This is a genomic window from Rheinheimera sediminis, from assembly GCF_004005375.1.
GTDB lineage: Bacteria > Pseudomonadota > Gammaproteobacteria > Enterobacterales > Alteromonadaceae > Pararheinheimera.
Window position 1 is genome coordinate 1 of the sequence record NZ_RZUF01000042.1, and the last position, 17957, is coordinate 17957.

At 47.8% G+C, this 17957-nt stretch carries 12 protein-coding genes; 3 read left to right on the top strand and 9 right to left on the bottom strand.

Translation table 11 applies throughout. From position 1 onward, the window contains the following. Positions 1 to 301 precede the first annotated feature (301 nt). Positions 302 to 1387 carry a ferrochelatase gene (gene hemH, locus EMM73_RS18855; protein WP_127688328.1) on the bottom strand — a complete coding sequence of 362 codons (1086 nt, stop codon included), beginning with the start codon at positions 1385 to 1387 and terminating at the stop codon, positions 302 to 304. Positions 1388 to 1658: 271 nt separating this feature from the next. Here hemH and EMM73_RS18860 point away from each other — a divergent pair, with 271 nt between their 5' ends. Next, positions 1659 to 3503 (top strand): putative bifunctional diguanylate cyclase/phosphodiesterase, encoded by a 1845-nt coding sequence (locus EMM73_RS18860; protein WP_127688329.1) that lies wholly within the window; start codon positions 1659 to 1661, stop codon positions 3501 to 3503. Between the two features lie 38 nt (positions 3504 to 3541). On the opposite strand, the gene EMM73_RS18865 is transcribed toward EMM73_RS18860, so the two are convergent. From EMM73_RS18865 to EMM73_RS18895, 7 genes are all read right to left on the bottom strand, one after another. Further along, entirely contained in the window at positions 3542 to 4981 is a 1440-nt protein-coding gene (locus tag EMM73_RS18865) for a sugar porter family MFS transporter (protein ID WP_127688330.1), read from the bottom strand. Positions 4982 to 5080: 99 nt separating this feature from the next. Then, positions 5081 to 6172, bottom strand: a complete 1092-nt coding sequence (locus EMM73_RS18870; protein ID WP_127688331.1) for a FecR family protein — start codon at positions 6170 to 6172, stop codon at positions 5081 to 5083. Continuing rightward, positions 6165 to 6740 (bottom strand): RNA polymerase sigma factor, encoded by a 576-nt coding sequence (locus EMM73_RS18875; protein ID WP_127688332.1) that lies wholly within the window; start codon positions 6738 to 6740, stop codon positions 6165 to 6167. Before EMM73_RS18875 ends, EMM73_RS18870 begins: the two co-directional genes overlap by 8 nt. 163 nt (positions 6741 to 6903) lie before the next feature. After that, positions 6904 to 7605, bottom strand: coding sequence for a DUF6445 family protein (locus EMM73_RS18880; protein ID WP_127688333.1), 702 nt, complete (start codon positions 7603 to 7605; stop codon positions 6904 to 6906). Further along, positions 7602 to 8330 (bottom strand): SapC family protein, encoded by a 729-nt coding sequence (locus tag EMM73_RS18885; protein WP_127688334.1) that lies wholly within the window; start codon positions 8328 to 8330, stop codon positions 7602 to 7604. The genes EMM73_RS18880 and EMM73_RS18885 overlap by 4 nt, the downstream gene beginning before the upstream one ends. 55 nt (positions 8331 to 8385) lie before the next feature. Then, positions 8386 to 9969, bottom strand: a complete 1584-nt coding sequence (locus EMM73_RS18890) for a tryptophan halogenase family protein (protein ID WP_127688335.1) — start codon at positions 9967 to 9969, stop codon at positions 8386 to 8388. Between the two features lie 76 nt (positions 9970 to 10045). After that, positions 10046 to 13243 carry a TonB-dependent receptor gene (locus EMM73_RS18895; RefSeq protein WP_127688336.1) on the bottom strand — a complete coding sequence of 1066 codons (3198 nt, stop codon included), beginning with the start codon at positions 13241 to 13243 and terminating at the stop codon, positions 10046 to 10048. A gap of 609 nt (positions 13244 to 13852) precedes the next feature. Here EMM73_RS18895 and EMM73_RS18900 point away from each other — a divergent pair. Further along, positions 13853 to 14725 (top strand): hypothetical protein, encoded by an 873-nt coding sequence (locus EMM73_RS18900; protein ID WP_127688337.1) that lies wholly within the window; start codon positions 13853 to 13855, stop codon positions 14723 to 14725. A 149-nt stretch (positions 14726 to 14874) separates the two neighbouring features. Here EMM73_RS18900 and EMM73_RS18905 read toward each other — a convergent pair whose 3' ends face one another. Then, positions 14875 to 16356: an alpha/beta fold hydrolase gene (locus EMM73_RS18905; protein WP_127688338.1), complete on the bottom strand. Its 1482-nt coding sequence runs from the start codon at positions 16354 to 16356 to the stop codon at positions 14875 to 14877. Positions 16357 to 16600: 244 nt separating this feature from the next. Between EMM73_RS18905 and EMM73_RS18910 the strand changes: the two genes are divergently transcribed. Beyond that, positions 16601 to 17957, top strand: a 1357-nt coding sequence (locus EMM73_RS18910) for a LytTR family transcriptional regulator DNA-binding domain-containing protein (protein ID WP_145987572.1), incomplete at its 3' end; no start/stop codon positions are given.

Genomic DNA, 17957 nt, shown 5'->3' on the forward strand with positions numbered 1-17957 from the left:
CTGTGGATCACTTTTAGACTGTTGTTGACAAGGGATTAGGCAGAGCCAATGAAAAGACTTCTATTGACGTCTCTTTTTATCGCTCTGTTTCACCCTGGCCTGATATATCGTCTTCGTCCTTGAAGCTGCACCGCGCCCTCTCACCCCAGTCACATAGGTTGACTATGCTCCTGGGGTCTGGTTGACTTGTCGCCTCGCCGCAACTTCAAGTGTATTGGATATATCCGGGACCTTGCCACTTTTCACGTGGGCGAGGCAGCATTAGCCCGATATCGAGGCAACAAAACAGAGTGCCTCACTCTCAGCACTGTGACTTCTCCACCCGCAACTCCTCAGCCCGAACAGCTCGCAGTGGATCAGCTGCAACTTGCCAACCCTGCAGGTTTTCGTGGATCAACTGACAGAGAGCATCGATATGAGCGGGTTCAGCGTTTAATGCTGTGATGTATTCATAGCGCTCACCACCTGCATGTAAGAAATACTCTTTATTTTCTTCGCCAATTTCTTCAATGGTTTCCAGGCAATCCGCAGCAAAGCCAGGGCAAAACACCTGCACGCTTTTTACGCCCTGAGCTGGCAAGGCCTTTAAGGTTTCATCTGTGTAAGGTTTTAACCATTCTTCGCGGCCAAAACGCGACTGGAAAGTAGTCAGATACTGATCTTTGCTCAGCCCCAATTCCTCTGCAATTAAGCGCGAGGTTTTGTAGCACTCACAGTGATAAGGGTCACCATTGAGTAAGTAACGTTTTGGAATACCATGGTAAGACAACATCAATTTGTCGGCCTGACCATGTTGTTGCCAGTGCTGGCGAATTTTTTCAGCAGCGGCGCGAATAAAAGGTGCGTAGTCCGGGTAATGCGAGATGAAACGTAAATCAGGCAACCAGCGCCGACGCATAAAATTACCAGCCAGTTCGTCGAAGGTCGAAGCAGAAGTCGAGCCTGAATACTGAGGATACAAAGGCAATACCAATAACTTGCGTACGCCCTGAGCAAACATCTTATCCAGCACAGTATCAAAACTGGGGTTGCCATAACGCATAGCAAAATCAACCACCACATTCTGCACCCCTTGTTGCTGCAGTTGGGCAGCAATAGCATCGCTTTGCGCCTGCGTATTAAATAGCAGCGGCGAGCCCTTATCGGTAAAGACTGTAGCGTACGCTTTGGCCGAGCGCCGTGGCCGGATTTGCAAAATCACGCAGTTTAAAATCAGCCACCACAATAAACGTGGCACTTCCACTACTCTTGGGTCTGATAAAAATTGTTTCAGATAACGCTTCAGCGCCTTTGGAGTTGGCTCATCAGGTGTGCCTAAATTGGTCAGTAAAATACCAATTTTGTCGTTTTGTTTGTGGTCGTAATTCGGAGTATTGATATAACGCATCGCAGATCCATAACTCTTCTGGCTAAATGAGGTGAGTTTACGCCAATTCGACGTGAACGGTTTACCTGATGAAAGGTTGAGCCAATCTTAGCAGCTTCAGTCTCGCGGAACTAACCCAATATGCAGATTAATCCATTCGCTAGTTAGCTCAATCACAGCATAAATAGGCGAAAATCTCCCTGATACGTCAACACGCTCTAGAGCATGGAGCATAATTTTGTTAGTCTGCCGATAAAGTCGGGTTTTATCCTTTTAAGCGCAAGGACGAACAATGCGATATCAGCAAATCAAGTCCAGCCAGCAGCAACGGCGCCGTTTTATTCAAGTGCTCACGGTTTACTTTTTCAGCTGCGTACTGGGCGCTGTGCTGTCCGGACCTAAATCTCAGTTCATTTTATTGCTCGCTGCCGCAGGCATGTGCGGAATATTCTGGCTGGTGTTTACCAAACAAAAGCACCGTCTCGCCATTCAATGTTTTCTTTGGTTAACCACCTTTCTTACCAGCGCCCTCATTACTATTAATAATACGGTCTACGATCCTCTGGTCATTTGTTATGCGTTAATTTTGATGTATGCAGCACTATTCTCTTCCCGCCGCACCTTTGTTGGCTTATTAGTTTTTATCAGCCTGTATTGCACCGCACTTTTGTTCATGATCCTATGGGACTATTTACCAGAGCCTACTCCACAAGTTCGTGGCATCTCGGTAGTAGCCATGAATATTTTTATTGCCATCACAGGATTCACGGCCTGGTATATCGCCAGAGATTTCCATACGCTGCTACGCGAACTAAGACACGAAAACCAGCAATCCAGACTGTCGCAACAAGAAATCAAACGTATAGCCACACTAGACCCGCTCACAGGCTTATTGAACAGAAAAAATGCCGAGCAGGAGTTCTACAAACTTGCATCTGCTGAAACCCAGTTGGCTGTGGTCTTTATTGATCTAGATAATTTCAAACCTATTAACGATGCTTATGGCCATGCCTATGGCGATCTGGTACTTAAAATTCTTGCGCAGCGCTTAACCAGACTGCTGGAACCCGGGGAATTCTGCTGCCGTTTTGGCGGCGATGAATTCGTATTGGTCCTTAAATCTCAGGGCGTACAGCGCAGCGACAGGCGTTATAGCTTGTTTTTAGCGCTTATCGCCGAAGAAATGCTGATTGAACTTCGCACTTTTAAAATTTCAGCTTCTATTGGTGTGGCGCACTACCCGGACCATGCCGTAGATTTTAACGAATTGTGCCGTTTGGCTGATCTTGCCATGTACAGATCCAAAGTGTCAGGCCGCAACACCGCCATACTTTATCAGCCGGAATGGCAGGATGAACAACGCAAAAAGTCAGAGTTAATTCAGGCACTACGTTTTGCCGTGCAAAATAACGAGTTATTTCTGCATTATCAGCCGAAATACCACTTAGCCAAGCTAAGCATCAATGGGGTTGAAGCCCTGGTTCGCTGGCAATCCAAAGATTTTGGTCTGGTCAGCCCTGCAACCTTTATCCCTTTAGCTGAAGAAACAGGCTTAATTGATGACATAGGTTTATTTGTACTGAAACAAGCTTGTATCGATTGCAAAGACTGGCTGGCAAAAGGCTATGATATGCCTGTTTCTGTGAACTTATCCGCCGCTCAACTGAGTAGCGGTATGCTACCCGAGCATGTCTTAGCTATTTTGACTGAAACCCAACTGGCCCCTCGTTATCTGGAATTAGAGATCACTGAATCCATGTTAATGCAGGACCAAAAGGCCATAGACTCGCAAATATCCACATTAAGTAAGCAAGGGATCAACTTTGCGATAGACGACTTCGGTACAGGTTATTCCAACCTGCATTACCTGAGCAGGTTTCAAGCCGCTACCCTGAAAATAGACCAGTCTTTTGTGAAAAAGCTGAGCACATCGTCACAGCACTATAATCTGGTAAAAGGCATCATAGTTTTAGCCAAAACTCTTGGATTAACCACAGTAGCCGAAGGCGTCGAAGATCAAAATATTCTGAATATTCTCAGCCGCCTGGACTGTGATTCAGCCCAAGGCTTCTTGCTATCTAAGCCAGTGCAGTTATCCGCTTTGTACAGCCTGTTACAGGAAAAAACTGCCAGTTAATGCTTGCTCTTGTGCAAGAGCAAGCCATCATTTTCAGCCTAGATCTCTTCCAGCCGTTTGCCTTTCGTTTCACCTATGTAACGCACGACAAAGAAAATACTGATAAAGGCTGACACTGTGTACAGACCATAGGCCCCAGCCAAGCCAACAGAGCCCAGTAAAATCGGAAAGGTCATGGTAATAACAAAATTCGCCACCCACTGCGCACTAGCAGCCACAGCCAAAGCTGCACCACGTATTCTGTTATTAAAGATTTCGCCTAATAAAACCCAGACCACAGGACCCCAGCTCAAGCCAAAAAACACCACAAATAAATTCGCAGTCACTAGTGCAACCAGACCCATAGTGTCCGTTAGCATCAGCTTGCCCGCGGCATCTAAACCAGAGCTGGCGAATACCAAGGTCAAGATAGCAAGGCTGATAAACATACCGACGCTCCCCACCAGCAACAGAGGTTTACGCCCTACTTTATCAATCAAAGCAATAGCAATAAAGGTCGACAAAATATTGGTGGTGCCCGCCAGTACATTGATAAACAAAGACTGCGATTCATCAAAACCCGCCGCTTGCCAGAGTTCTGCGCCGTAGTAAAACACCACATTAATACCGACAAACTGCTGAAACACCGACAAAGCTATGCCCACCCACACCACAGGATGAATGGCCTTTTTGCCCGGGATCAGCAAGTCTCGCAAGCCAGGTTTTTTATCACCGCGCAACGACAGCTGTACTTGCTGAATTTGTATGGCTACAGGCTCGCGCGAAATCCTGCCAAAAACCTGGCCTGCACGCTGAATATCGCCCTTTGCAACCAGATAGCGTGGTGATTCAGGAATAAAAAATACGCCAGCTAAAAAAAGCAACGCAGGAAATAATTCAACCCAGAACATCCATCTCCAGGCAGAGAAACCCAGCCAATAGGCAGTTTCTGCACTTCCCGCGTCCAGCACAATCAGATAATTACTGACAAAAGCTGCAAACAACCCCAACACAATAGCCAGTTGCTGTAAGGTGGCCAGCCTGCCTCTGAAAGCAGCAGGAGCAACCTCAGAAATATAAGCCGGCGCCAATACTGAAGCCGCACCTATACCTAAGCCACCTATCAGCCTGTACCAAATAAAAGCGGACGCAGACGCAGCATCACCAGAGCCCCAGGCACTAATAGCAAACACAATAGCTGTCAAAAGCATCACAGGCTTGCGGCCAAACTTATCCGCCGCCGGACCTGCCAGCAGCGCCCCTGCAGCACACCCCAGTAAAACTGAAGCGACGTTAAAGCCAGTAGCGACAGCGTCGGACTGAAAGGTATTACTCAACGCAGTGACTGTGCCGTTGATCACGCCTGAGTCAAAACCAAAGAGAAAGCCGCCAATAGCTGCAACGGCTGAGATAAAAAACACATACCACACTGAGCCTTGATCCGTGCTGTTGTGGCTGATTTCAGGCCGAGTTTGTCCGACCTCTGCAGAAGCTGGCATTTTTAGTTTGTCCTTATTGATGATTGATTCTGGCACAGGCCAATCTGGAGCCTGCAAGTTAAGCTGCGGCACTGTGAAAAGGCCGCAGCAAATGGAGACTTAGCCTGCGTATTTCAGGCGTATTCTGTCCGGACTTAATCGCTCGTGGCTAACGTTAAAGTTATTTTTAAACACCTCCAACAAGCCATCCACGTCACCGGTTTTAAACATTCCGGCCACAGGAAGTTGTTTCATTGTTTCATCATCGCCTAGCTCAAATTCAATATCAGTGTACCTGCTGATTTCAGCCAAGGCTTCTTGCAAGGTTTCGCCGCGGAAAATCAGGTTACCTGAGCGCCAGGATAAACTGGCCGCTATATCACCCTGATCAATTTTCTTCACCTGGGCTGTTGTGGTTTTAGCTTTTGGATCTAAGTCCACCCGCTCGCCTTTGGATATAGCCAAAGAGCTGACAGGTAAAGGTTTAGCCAATAACAGCTCGGCAGCATCATCCATAGCCTTAGGCTGAGCACCCACTAAGACCTTGCCATCAGTGACAATAAGCTCAACGTAATCTTTATGAATATCGACATTAAAAGCAGTACCCACGGCCTGGATCACCTTGCCACCGGCAATCACGCTTAGTGGTCTGGCTGTGTCGTGCGCCACATCAATATTAATTTCACCGCGCAACAGCTCAATAATCCGGCTTTTTTCACTGTAACGCACTGTGACAAAGCTATTGGTATTGAGCACCAGCTTGCTGCGGTCAGGCAGCTCTATGGTGTTATTTTCACCAACCTTAGTCTGATAAGTGGCATGCAATGAAGTTGCTGCCGTTTGCTGCACCAACTCTTGCTGTGGCAACAATTGGACGCGATAAAACAAAGCGCCAAGCAAACACAAAGCAGACACAGAAGCCGCTATAGCCCAGTGCTTGCCTGAGGTTGTGCTTTTTGCTTTTTCTGTTGCTGGAAATAAATCAGACAAACGGCTTAATGCATCCATCTTGTCCCATAATTTTGCCACTTCAAACAGCACGTCCTGATGCTGCGGATGTTCTGCAAGCCACTGCTGTAAGGCCTGATGTTCCTCGGGCTCTAAGCCACGATCTATTCTGGAAATCCAGTCACAGGCCTGTTCCAAACGCTGCTCATCAGTTTCAGCCTGATGGCGTTTCGACAGCAGATGGATCGGGTGAACGTTATTCATAAGATCCTCCTCTATAGTGTCGGTTGGCGTTACTTTGACCCTGTCCTGAATCATCACGTGTTGCTTTGCGCATAAAGAGCGTACAACTTTTCATGCCTGTAGCTATATGTTTTTCTACAGTGCTTTCACTTATTCTTAACTTAGCGGCTATCTCTTTTTGCGAATAACCATAGACTTTCTTTAACACAAACACCTTACGACATTGCAATGGCAACTGCCGCACAGCTTCACAAAAATGGCCAAACTCAGTGCCGGATAAGACTAAATCATAGACTTCATCGCGGCAGTCTTCGGACAATAACTGGTCCAGTAATTCTGGATCATCCACATGATCCACTTGTTTTACATTGGCCTGCTTTTTATAGTCCAACGCCAGATTACGAGCTATGGTAAAGATAAAAGATTTTGGCGAACTGATCTGCTCTTTATTTTCTATCTGGCAAATCCGTACATAAGTCTCTTGTAAAATATCTTCAATTTCGTGTGGCGGAACTATACGCGACACAGCGCGGTAGATACCGCGGCGTGATGCCAGATATAGCTTATAAAACAATGAATCGTTTGACATTTTTTTCCGTTTATAATGTTTTTATTGGCTGCCAATTCGAGAGCCTGCTGCTGTGTTACTGCACAACAAGTCTGCCCTCTTTCTACAGACGAAACAGCTGATAAAAATCCGCCATACCCGAATAAAAAAATTTTAATACTTATCTCTAAGTACAAAGAGTCATTTAGTACAACTGCAAAAAACTGCTAATCGTCAGGCGGCCTTTGGTAGGGTCAGCCGACAATCTGGCAGCTTGAATATCACCTGAGTGCAATAAGTTACCCGGATAAATCACCACCCTGTTCATCTGCGCCGATACCTGATGAAGTCGTTCAAACAACGGCGTAGTTCCATTCATATAACCCGGCCTTTCGTGCAATCTGGCGGCTTTGGCCTGTTGCTTTAATAAGCCGGCATAGGCTGGTAAACGTGCCGCCGTAATGCGCTCAAAACCTGTTTCATTGTGCCGGTAAAACGAAGTACCGCCAAACTCTTCGCTGCACAGATAATGCACCATCGCCAGTTGTAGTGGCTCGACAGTATCAAAATGCGGCAACATTTGAATGGGCCTTAGCTCCTGCACTCCGGTAGTGGCTATAGAATAGGCCGACATCAGAGTCCGCAGCCCTGTTGCTTTGGGCGCAAACACATTGTGCAACAAGGGAAACAAGGCCTGGGTGATAGCCTGTTGGTAGACTAAAGGCGAGACAGCCCGGATGCCGGGATAATAATTATCAGCCTGACCGCTAAATTTGGCTTGCTGTGCCTGCTGGCAGAGCCAGTCTGTCTCGAGCAACACATTATCGATCACCAGCAAAGGCGTTCGCTCCAAGCCAAGCTGCAAAAATTGGATCTGACTATCTAAAACACAAACTTCCACAGTCATAAGCGCGCCAACTGCTGGTTTTTCCTGTCAATTAAGCCATAGATCTGCGACATAGAACTCAACATGGTGTAAACAACAGCCAATAGACCTTGTTGATGCAACAGCACCAGATGGGCCGGATCCAAAGTAGCTAGTTTTTGCTGATCTATGCTGTATAAACCTTGAAGCCGGGTCGAACTTTGATCAGCAAAAGTAATATCCAGTGATACAGGCTGGATCAGCGCCATAGACAACAACAGCTCTGTCAGTTGTTGCACCTGAGCTTCGCCTTGCAAAATACTGGCTAATAGCTGTTTAACATGGCGGTAATACTCTGTTTCTGCTCCTGTGCTGCTGAATAAAGCCTGCGCCCCTTCTGGCACAGCGCCTTGACCAACAGCAGGGTTTTGTATATCCAGACAGACAGCATAATCGGCGCCTGAGCCCTCATTTTTTCCGAGGAAAAACGGCTGACGCTGCAACTGCAGCGGTACATACAATCCTTGCCAGCGTCCATCCTGCCAAAACAAATTTTGCTTGGGTTCAAAGCCCGTCATAGCGGCCAGCACAAACTGGCCTGTGAGTTCATTTTTGGTCAGCAGCACCGGCATCTGGCAGGCAACATGTGCCACCTCAGCAGGTACCACAGGGATTAAGTGTAATTCAGCACCAGCAGACTCAGTCCGCTCCGGATACACGTAATACTCTTTGTGGATCTGTGGATCCACTGCAACTAAATGCGCCATGGCTTACCTTTTATTTTGATTTTTTTGCTTTTTGTTTTTTGGGGGGGCCTGAAGATTAAATCCTGCTAAAGCCATAATGGCGGATTTTGCTAATCAGTTCGCGATGCGTCGGCAAGGTAGACACAGCTTGCTCAATCATTTTGCGGTTTTGCTGAAACTGCTGAGTGGCAAAATCCCAGTTATCCAGCAGATACTGCTGCGCCGATAAGTTTGGTTTAAAACCCATACCAAAGAGCACATACTGATAACTGGCGGCCGGAAAAACTTCGTTGTTGCTGGTGAAATCCAAATCACAAGGCGCCCGATGCGACCAAAGCTGCATCAGTTCCTGCAGGCTTTGCGGAATAGTTTCCGGCTTTCTGTTGTCGCGCCAAAATGCCGTGTCGCTGCGTTTGCTCAAAATATAATGCAGCTTTAAAAAGTCGATAATCTTGTCCCAGCGGTACAAAAAGGTTTGATTAAAACGCTTGGCGACTATGTCCATCACCTGCCGATTGGCTGGCAGTTGCTCGCTGATCATCTGCGCCGACATTTCCACCAGCACTAAAGCCGAAGCTTCCAGCGGTTCGAGAAAACCGGCGGATAACCCCACAGCCACACAGTTGTTTTTCCAGAATTCAGTTCTGTGACCACTGACGATAGGAATTTTTCGTACCTTCAGATCGCTGATCGCAGGGCCTACATAACGCGCCAGGGTGGCACGGGCCTCTTCTTCTGAGCAGTGTTTACTGGAATAGACATAACCCACACCGCGTCTGTGCTGCAGCCCTATATCCCAAATCCAGCCCGCATCCTGAGCTGTAGAAATAGTATGAGACGCAATAGGCGCATCCTCATTAGGGTAAGGCACTTGCACAGCAAGCGCTGTATCGATAAATAAAATGTCGTCACAGGCTTTAAAAGGCACCTGATAATGTTTGCCCAGCAGCAACGAAGAAAACCCAGTGCAATCAACGAATAAATCACCGGCAATAAGACCAGAGTTCTTGGTCTGCACAGCTGCTATATCGCCATTGGCTGCGCTTTGAATAGCAGTAACGTCATCCAGAATATGCTCAACGCCGAGTTGTTCAGTACAGTGTTTTTGCAAAAACAGACCAAATTTGCCCGAATCCAGATGGTAGGCATAGTTAGCCACAGCACCAAACTCTGGGTGCCTAATAGTTTTAGGCGCTAAACTGCGCTCGCAAATAGCTTCCTGATAACAGAGATCATTGGAAAAGGAGCTAAATTGCGGCGCCAGCTCTGGCTTGCTTTGAGCTTGTAACCAATAAGCTGCCATATCGGCCTTGCTAAACCCCTGCGGCAACACCAGCGGATGGTAATAAAAATCCTCTTCTGCTCCTGTGACCCAACGGGCAAACTTGGCGCCTTGTTTGAAGGTGGCGTCACATTCGCGGATAAAATCAGTTTCACTGATGCCCAAAGCAATCAATGTGCTGCGCATAGTGGGCCAGGTGCCCTCACCTACGCCAATAGGTGCGACAGAAGGCGATTCCACCAGCACTACTTTAATGCCACCCGCTTTGGCTTTGTGTTTAGCTGCGATACGTCCGGCTGTTAACCAGCCAGCGTTGCCGCCTCCTACTATTACCACCGTCTGAACAGTGCGGTCAGCCGCTTTGTCTGCATCCAGCATAGTTGTCTCTTTTCGTTATTCAGTAGAAAGAAGGCGTGGGTATATACCAACGCCTTATCTGACGACTCAGCTTTGCTTAGAAGCTGCCACGCACACCAAAAGCAACCCGGCGGCCACTGTCTTCCACCAACAACAGGTGGTTGGCAAAACGGCCACGTTTATGCACGTATTCGTTGGTCAGGTTAATGCCTTCCAGCACCAGCGTCAGGTTGTCGTTAATATCATAACTGGCACTGGCGTCTATCTGGGCATAGTCTTCGACTATGACCACACCGTCACCGTTGCTCTGAGTTAATGACTGTACAAAAGAGTCACGCCAGTTATAAGCAACACGCCCCTGGAAAGGACCATTTTCATAAAAAGCCACCAGGTTGTAGGAATCACTTAACCCCGTTAACGCAAACACCTGATTGATATCCGCCGGATCCAATTCGGCATTACTGCCAACTAAAGTGGCGTTGGCCATCACACCAAAACCTGACTCAAAGGTATGCTGCAGTGCCAATTCAAAGCCATCCACTATAGCGGACTCACCGTTATCAGGCAGCGTATTGGTAAAGACTGCCACGCTGTCAGCACTGTCCGCTGCACCGGTATTAGTGCCTGTAGAAGGGTCAGTTAAAGTGTCGCCGTTCGCCAGCACGAAAGTTTTGTCTTCGGTAATAGTAGTAATAAAGTTCGACACATTTTTACGGAAATAGCCGCCTGATAAATAACTTGCATCGGCGTAATACCATTCCAGTGAGAAGTCGAGGTTCGTAGAGCTGAACGGGTCCAGTTCAGGGTTACCTGAGCTGGAGGTTAAATCGCCGCCCTGACGGGTTGTGCCTATCACAGTCACTGGAGACATACTTTCCAGCGTAGGACGGGTTATCGTTTGCGAAGCGGCAAAACGACCGACCAAATCATCTGAAATATCCAGTTTGACACTAAAGTTTGGCAAAATAGCTTCGTAGCTGGAACTGGTGCTGATCGACTGAGCTGCACCGTACTGTGCCAGCATTTCAGTTTCGTCCAGAATAGTCAGGCCAGTGACAGGTGCATCTGTACCGTCCACGCCGACACTGGTTCGCTCATAACGCACACCAGCAGTGCTGCTCAGTGGCATACCGGCTAATTCACCCTCAAAGTCCATTTCCAGATAAAAAGACATGGTATCTTCACCGACTTCGTACGACTTGTTACGGCGCACTGCGTCAAAACTGATTGGGTTACCTATCGAAGCGGCATATTGCTCCAGAAACACAAAGTTAGCTTCACCATCATGAGCCAGCCAGGATGTTGGCATACGGCCACTACCACTGACATCACCTAAAAAGTTGCTGCCGGCATCAAACACATATTGCGGGAAACCCGCCATATTTGGCGCGTCAGGGTAACCACAGAAAGTACAGTGAATACCGACACCTTCGTTGTCCCAGCGCTCCAGACTTTTACTTTCAGTAGAGTACATAGCGCCAAACTTTACTTTAGTTAAGCCGCTGCTGGCGTCTTCGTTCCACACGCCGTCCCAGCGCAACTGGTTAATGTCGTCTTCCACAGCCCAACCACGGCGCAACATCACGTGAGCTTTGCTGTTGGCAGGGTCCAAATGATTCGAAACACCAGCGGGCGTAACACCCGGCTGATAAGCCACGCCGTTTAACTCTTGCTGACCACTGAAAATATTAGGATTAGCCGCAGCAAACTCGCTGGCGTACGGCAGAATATTATCGTCAACCTGGAAACGCACTCTGTTGGCATAACCTATTAACGACAGCTGATCGCCACGGCCATTATTTGGCTCGCGCTCTGCCGAAGAGTGGCTTAGATCAAACTTCATATTCAGGTTGTCGTTGACGTCCCAGTTAAAATTTAAGCCTAATGAACTGGTATTCGTTAAACGGTCAAATTTCTTGGCATGCATATCAGTGGCTAAACCCACTTCCTGATACAAATCGATCACTGTTCCATTGCCATCCACTACAGGGCCTGCTGCACCACCAAAACCTTCCAGGTTAGGCGCAGTAAACCAGTGGCCGTACGAGGTGGTGTCCGCTTCCACATCAAAGTCGGAATAGAGCGCATCGGCGGTGATTTCTAAGGTATCGGACGGCGCATACTGCAGCACTAAATTGGCGTTGGTTCTGCTGCGATCTTCAAAAGTCACTTTGTGATCGTAATTACGAGGTGAAAAAATATTGCCGGTATAAGCCTGACCGCCCTGAGTAACAGGGTTTGGCACACCCACGTTCTCCAGCCAGCCGTCGATTTGCGCCTGATCCAGTCGGGTTTCACGTTGTTGATGTGACACAGCCAATAAAGCGCCCATGCTGCCATCGTTAAAAGTGTTGCTGATTAAACCAGACACCTGAGGCGAGGTTTGTTCGCTGTTTTCTTCGTACACCCCCTTCACACTACCAGCTACTTTAAAGCCGCCAATAGCAAAAGGCCGCGCTGTATTCACATTGACCGTAGACCCTATGCCACCTGACTGCTGAGTGGCAGTTGAGGTTTTATGCACATCTAAACTACGCACCAACTCAGCGGCTATAGTGTCAAAACTAAAAGCGCGGCTTTGGTTTTCAGAGGCCATCTGCCGGCCATTCACCAGCACAGTGTTAAACTCAGGGCCAAAACCACGCACAGTAATTAATTGGCCTTCACCGCCTGAGCGATCTATCGAGACACCAGAAATACGTTGCAGAGATTCTGCCAGGTTGGTGTCGGGAAACTTACCTATGTCCTCAGCCGAAATGGAATCGACCACACCACCTGCTTCGCGTTTTGAATCCATGGCACGCCCCAATGCACCACGAATACCACGCACTTCTATGACTTCTGTTTTCTTTTCTTTTACTTCCTGCGCTGCAGCTACTGCAGGTGCCACCGCTGTGGCACCGACCACAGCCAATACTGCTGTTGCAAGTTTGTTTTTCTTATAATTCATGTCGTTGTTACCCTCGAAAGTGGTATCTATCTGAATCGATACCTGCCCACTTTCACTGATCACTGGTTTTAAACCCGTGTTCATCAGCATCAGGCTTAAAGCCTGATGGATGGAGTAACGCCCACGCAAAGCATTGGTCTCTTTGTCTGCCATTTTTTCCAACGGAAACAGCAAAGTGATGTCGGCTTGTTCGGCGAAACTGATCAGTGATAAGTCAGCTCTTTGTCTTGGTATATTGAAAGCAATTTCAGCTGGCATTTCATTAGCAACTGTGACAGCACTTAAGCTATATACAATCAGCACTATCCATAAAAGCCGTTTGAAGCTTCGATATCCCCCCTGCATGTTTCTCCCCCATGCAGAATACCAAGACGAAAGACCTTCAGTTTTCCGCCATATAAATTTCAAAACGTTGCTAAACAATTTAATTGTTCGCTCCCCTGTCGATAGAATCTGCCATTTTTTGGCTTTTTTTATTTTTTGTTTTTGTATTTTTTTGCAGTTGTACCAGCAATAACGCTACAGCTCTGCGGGCCATCTTGCAGTGACCCGAGCGCCACGCTACCACAGTCAACTTTATAATTACTTTGTTTTAACGCTCATTTGCCGCTCTGTCCAGTGCCTGAAAGCGGCGAAGTGCAGAAAGGTGCAACGAACAGCAGAGAAAAACAAGCGAAATAGCCTGTTTTTCTCTGGTTAAGTTAGGCGGAAAATCTCGATGTCCCATCACATCAGGTTAATGAACCCACTGACACAGTTGAAGTGTATTTTCAGTGAATTCGAATTCAGCGATAGACAGTTGCGGACCAAGCGCTGACAGAGTAGAAGCGTTTTTCCCGTCTTCTGGTGACGAGACAGCTTGAGACTCCAACTCATTCAGTATTGAAATACAGTTCAATCTACGACCTTTCTGGCCGATACCATAAAAACTGTTTTAAAAAGGCCAGCTTCTTTATGGTGTCACCCATTCCAGCGAATAACCTGCTGCAAAGCTATGTTGCGACTAAAACCAAGCCTGACACTAAAACCTCAGCCTTACCTCTGCCTGCTGTGGATGCTGCGGCGCAACAGAGCTCTGAATCCACCAAGGTGAGTTTTAGCCCTGCGGCACAGGAAAAACTGAAGCTATCACTTAACCCCTATCAGCACCAAATGTCGGAAGCAAAAAAAGCCCGAGCCCGCGAACGGGCCGCTGAAATTAAACAACGCGTTGATGAATTAAAAAGATTGGTGTCTTTGTTAGGCGCTTTGGCGCCTAAAGCACTGCTGCGGGAACTGAAGCAACTGGCGAATGAGCTAAAAAGCACAGCCAACGAGCTAAAAGAGGGCTGGGGCGGCTCAGCTGGAACTGCTATTGGCGGTAGTTTGACAGCGACTGAGCCAGAAACAACAGCTGCGCTTTCTGAGCCGTTTGAAGAGAGTACCACTGACAATACGAGCACTGACAATACGGGCACTGAGCAACAAGACACAGCACAAGCTGCTGATGAGGCTGCCTCTGGCGAAGATGAACAAGCCCCTGGCGATGATGAAACAGCACAGGGCGATACGTCCACAGCAACATCTTTGTCGCAGCAGACAGAAAAAGCACAATCTCAGCAACAGCGCCGTGAAGATCAACGCCTGCTGCAGGAGACGGCACAAGAGCTGAAGTCGTTATTCAATAGACTAAAAGCCTTGTTACGCACAGAAGACAATGACAAAGAAACGCAAAAGCAGTTGGGTGAAATAGAAAAACTACTGACGGACACTCACACTATTGCGAATGAACTTACGTCCGGCATCGACCTGTCAATGCCGGACGTGAATATAGCCATATCAGTGTAACGCCGTACTTTGGCGGAAATGTGTTGCAAACCGAAGGTTTGCTGTAGTTTGAAGGCCCAAAAAACAAGGGCGCTGGATCATAAAAGGTTAAAGGACCCAATGGCGCAGTTTCATAGAACTGCGCCAATTTTATCGGCTAATACACTCTGCTAGTTTGCCAGCAAAGGTTTCAGCTCTAGCTGAATTTCCTCAGTGCTAACCTTTTCGCCTTTTAAGAAGTCTTTAATTACTTCAGTCACTTTAGGTGAGGACATAAACAAGTTATGTCCGGCATTGACCACCATCACCTGAGTTAAGTTAGTCAGACCTGCTGTGGCCTCTTGCTGGCTTTGAATATAAGTGCGGCCGTCTAATGTGCCTGTCAGTAGTAAAGTTGGCACCTTACTGCGCGGCAAGGCGCGGAATTCATCGCCCAAATCTAAGCCAGCTACAGCCTTATTCAATTGTGGCATTGGGAAATTCAGCGCTTTGCCTAACAAGGCTGTTTTGGCCTGCTGATTGACTAAGGCTAAACGCTGTTCGGTAATGCCTGAGGCAATATCCATCGCAAAGGGCATCACCCGAAAAGAGATAGCATCATCAGTGATATAACCTTGCTTTAAAATAGCCATTAACAGGTCAGTATTGCCTTGATCCAGCGTGTGATAAAGGCTAAGAAACATAGGCACAGCGCGGTCTGGGTCGGAAATCATGGCTGAGGCAAAACCTTGCAAGTGGCTGCGCTGAAACAGCAATTTAAACTCGCTGCCATCTTCTTGCGGTATGCTTAGCGCCAGCGGTTGTTGTTCAAGTTTGGCATGCACGCGGCGGATCAGTTGTTTGATATCCGGATAGGCTTTAGCCGCAGCTGGTTGTTGGTTAATAGCCTGCTGTAAGCGGTCAAAATACTCATCGGTACGGGCTGGGTATTTCACAGTTTGATCCAGGCCTTCAGCACTAGCGATCACCACTTTATCAATATGCTGGTCTATGTATTTCAAACTGGCCAGCGCCAGGTGGCTACCGTAGGAAATGCCCCATAAAGTCATTTTGTCGGCGTTAAAATGCTGCCTTAAGTCGTTTAAATCAAACACGCTTTCTTTGGTGGTGTAACCCCAGACATCGACGCCTTTTTTAGTCCAGAACTCCACACATTCAGCAGCGGCTTTTTTATACAGCAGATCCACTTCGCTGTCGGTGAACACTGTTGTCGTTGGCACTTTCTGGCCTGAGACACATTCAGGCGTGATATCCGAAGCACCTGTGCCGCGCTGATCCAGCGCTATCACGTCACCGAATTCACGTAATGCCATAAAAAGCGGAAAGCGAAAATTAGGTTGCCGCGCGGTTTGAATCCCAGAAACACCAGGGCCACCTGACAGGTAAATAATAGGCGAGCCTTTTTGTTTTCCTGTGGCCGGAAAGCGGATGTATTTTACCGGAATAAGCCGGCTATTTGGCTTAACACGGTTTTCCGGCACCTGAATACTACCTTCATAAGCCGCCACTTTTTGGCCATCATTTTCAAAGATGATACTTTTTTCATTGGCAAAAACCTGGGGCTGCGATGCGCTTGCGATAGAACAGTGCGTGCAACTCAGCAGCAAAGTAGTTATGGTGATGATTATGGTACTTAAGTATCTGAATTTCATAAGTTGATTCCCTTTTCATTGTGCGGTAACTGCAGTCACTATTGCTGTATCCGGCTGGCTTTTCAGCTGTTAATCTACTGGCGGCAGTCTTTTTTCGGTAAAGGCTGATAAGCGGTAGTAAAGGGTCGATAAGCGGTTATGCTAAAAACCAATAGAGTGTAGAGAGGCTGTTCTGAACTATTTAACTCTGCTGAAATGCTTAGTGCTTGCTGCTCTTTGTTGCGGCCATGCTCTGGCTCAGACCGTGATCCCTATTGACCCTGACGAGGTGATAGTGTGCCCGGCCACTTCCGACAGCGAAACGCCGCCTGCATTTAACGAGCCTGGCTGCAACACAGTAACAGCCGCTGAAATAGACCCGCAAAACACAGCGCTTTGGCTCAAGGCGAAGCTTGAACTGCCAGATCAGGTGCTGAACAACGATCAGCCTTATGCCATTTATGTCTACGCCAAAACCTCCAGCCGGGTATTTTTTAATGGCCACTACCTGGGCCAAAATGGCACGCCCAGCCTGGCGGCCAACAAAGAATTTGCCGGATTAATGGACACCAGCTTTTATCTGCCACCGGATCTGCTCAAACAAAACCACAACGAACTGGTACTGCAGCTGTCGTCGCATCACGGCTTTTTACAGCTTAAAGCACCGATCCATTTTATCGGGCTTGGCTCTTATGCATTGCAGGCCAGTTCGATATGGCAAGATAACTGGCTATCCCTGATCCCACTGGGTGCACTGATCATGGGTGCTTTGTATTTTGCGGTGTCCAGCTTTAATCCTTATCGCCGGCAGTCTCACGTGCTGTTTTTTCTGATGGCATTGTTCGCCGCCAGTCAGCTGCTGGCCGAATTATCCCGCCCCCTGTTCAGCTATACCTACCCTATGCACGATGTGCGGCTACTGCTGATTGTGTGTTTCGCGATGGGCTTTGGTTGCAGCTTGTGGGTGTACAATGTGCGCAAATTTGCCGAACAACACAAAGCGCTGTGGATTGGCGGCGGAATAGCCCTAACCCTCGCTGCTGTGCTGATGGTGACAGGCTTTGATACGAAAACCTCTATGGCTATTTTGATGCCAGCGCTGCTTTCGACACTGCTTATTGCCTATCGGCTCACTCAGCAGCGTTCCCCCACATTATGGCTATCTCTGCTGGTGTACGGCCTGCTTAGTGCTGCCATCCAGCTTAGCCTGGGCCGTTTTCACGACAGTGTGTTTTATTACCTGATAAGCCTGGTGTTAGGCTTTTTATTTGTGCAACAGGCACAGGAACTGAGTAACGAACAAGCCAGAAGAAAAACCGAAGAGCAGCAAGTGGCGAAGCTGCAACTGAAGCTGGACCAACTGCAGCAAAAACAACAACCACATAAACTGAAAATCAGCAGTGCAGGCAAAGTGGAATGGGTGTCTACCGACAGCCTAGTGTACTGCAAAGCTGCAGGCGATTACACCGAACTATTTTTCAGCGACCAAAAATCCATCCTCTACAGCGGCAATTTAAAAGAACTGGAAAGCCAGCTACCCAGCACCTTTTTACGGGTGCATCGCTCTTACGTGGTGAACACTGACTGTATCGCTGCCTTAGAAAAATCCACTGCCCAGCAAA

What these genes read in the sequence shown, in the direction of transcription:
- hemH (WP_127688328.1), bottom strand. Translation starts at nt 1,387, where the DNA reads ATGCGTTATATCAATACTCCGAATTACGACCACAAACAAAACGACAAA.
- EMM73_RS18860 (WP_127688329.1), top strand. Translation starts at nt 1,659, where the DNA reads ATGCGATATCAGCAAATCAAGTCCAGCCAGCAGCAACGGCGCCGTTTT.
- EMM73_RS18865 (WP_127688330.1), bottom strand. Translation starts at nt 4,981, where the DNA reads ATGCCAGCTTCTGCAGAGGTCGGACAAACTCGGCCTGAAATCAGCCAC.
- EMM73_RS18870 (WP_127688331.1), bottom strand. Translation starts at nt 6,172, where the DNA reads ATGAATAACGTTCACCCGATCCATCTGCTGTCGAAACGCCATCAGGCT.
- EMM73_RS18875 (WP_127688332.1), bottom strand. Translation starts at nt 6,740, where the DNA reads ATGTCAAACGATTCATTGTTTTATAAGCTATATCTGGCATCACGCCGC.
- EMM73_RS18880 (WP_127688333.1), bottom strand. Translation starts at nt 7,605, where the DNA reads ATGACTGTGGAAGTTTGTGTTTTAGATAGTCAGATCCAATTTTTGCAG.
- EMM73_RS18885 (WP_127688334.1), bottom strand. Translation starts at nt 8,330, where the DNA reads ATGGCGCATTTAGTTGCAGTGGATCCACAGATCCACAAAGAGTATTAC.
- EMM73_RS18890 (WP_127688335.1), bottom strand. Translation starts at nt 9,969, where the DNA reads ATGCTGGATGCAGACAAAGCGGCTGACCGCACTGTTCAGACGGTGGTA.
- EMM73_RS18895 (WP_127688336.1), bottom strand. Translation starts at nt 13,243, where the DNA reads ATGCAGGGGGGATATCGAAGCTTCAAACGGCTTTTATGGATAGTGCTG.
- EMM73_RS18900 (WP_127688337.1), top strand. Translation starts at nt 13,853, where the DNA reads ATGGTGTCACCCATTCCAGCGAATAACCTGCTGCAAAGCTATGTTGCG.
- EMM73_RS18905 (WP_127688338.1), bottom strand. Translation starts at nt 16,356, where the DNA reads ATGAAATTCAGATACTTAAGTACCATAATCATCACCATAACTACTTTG.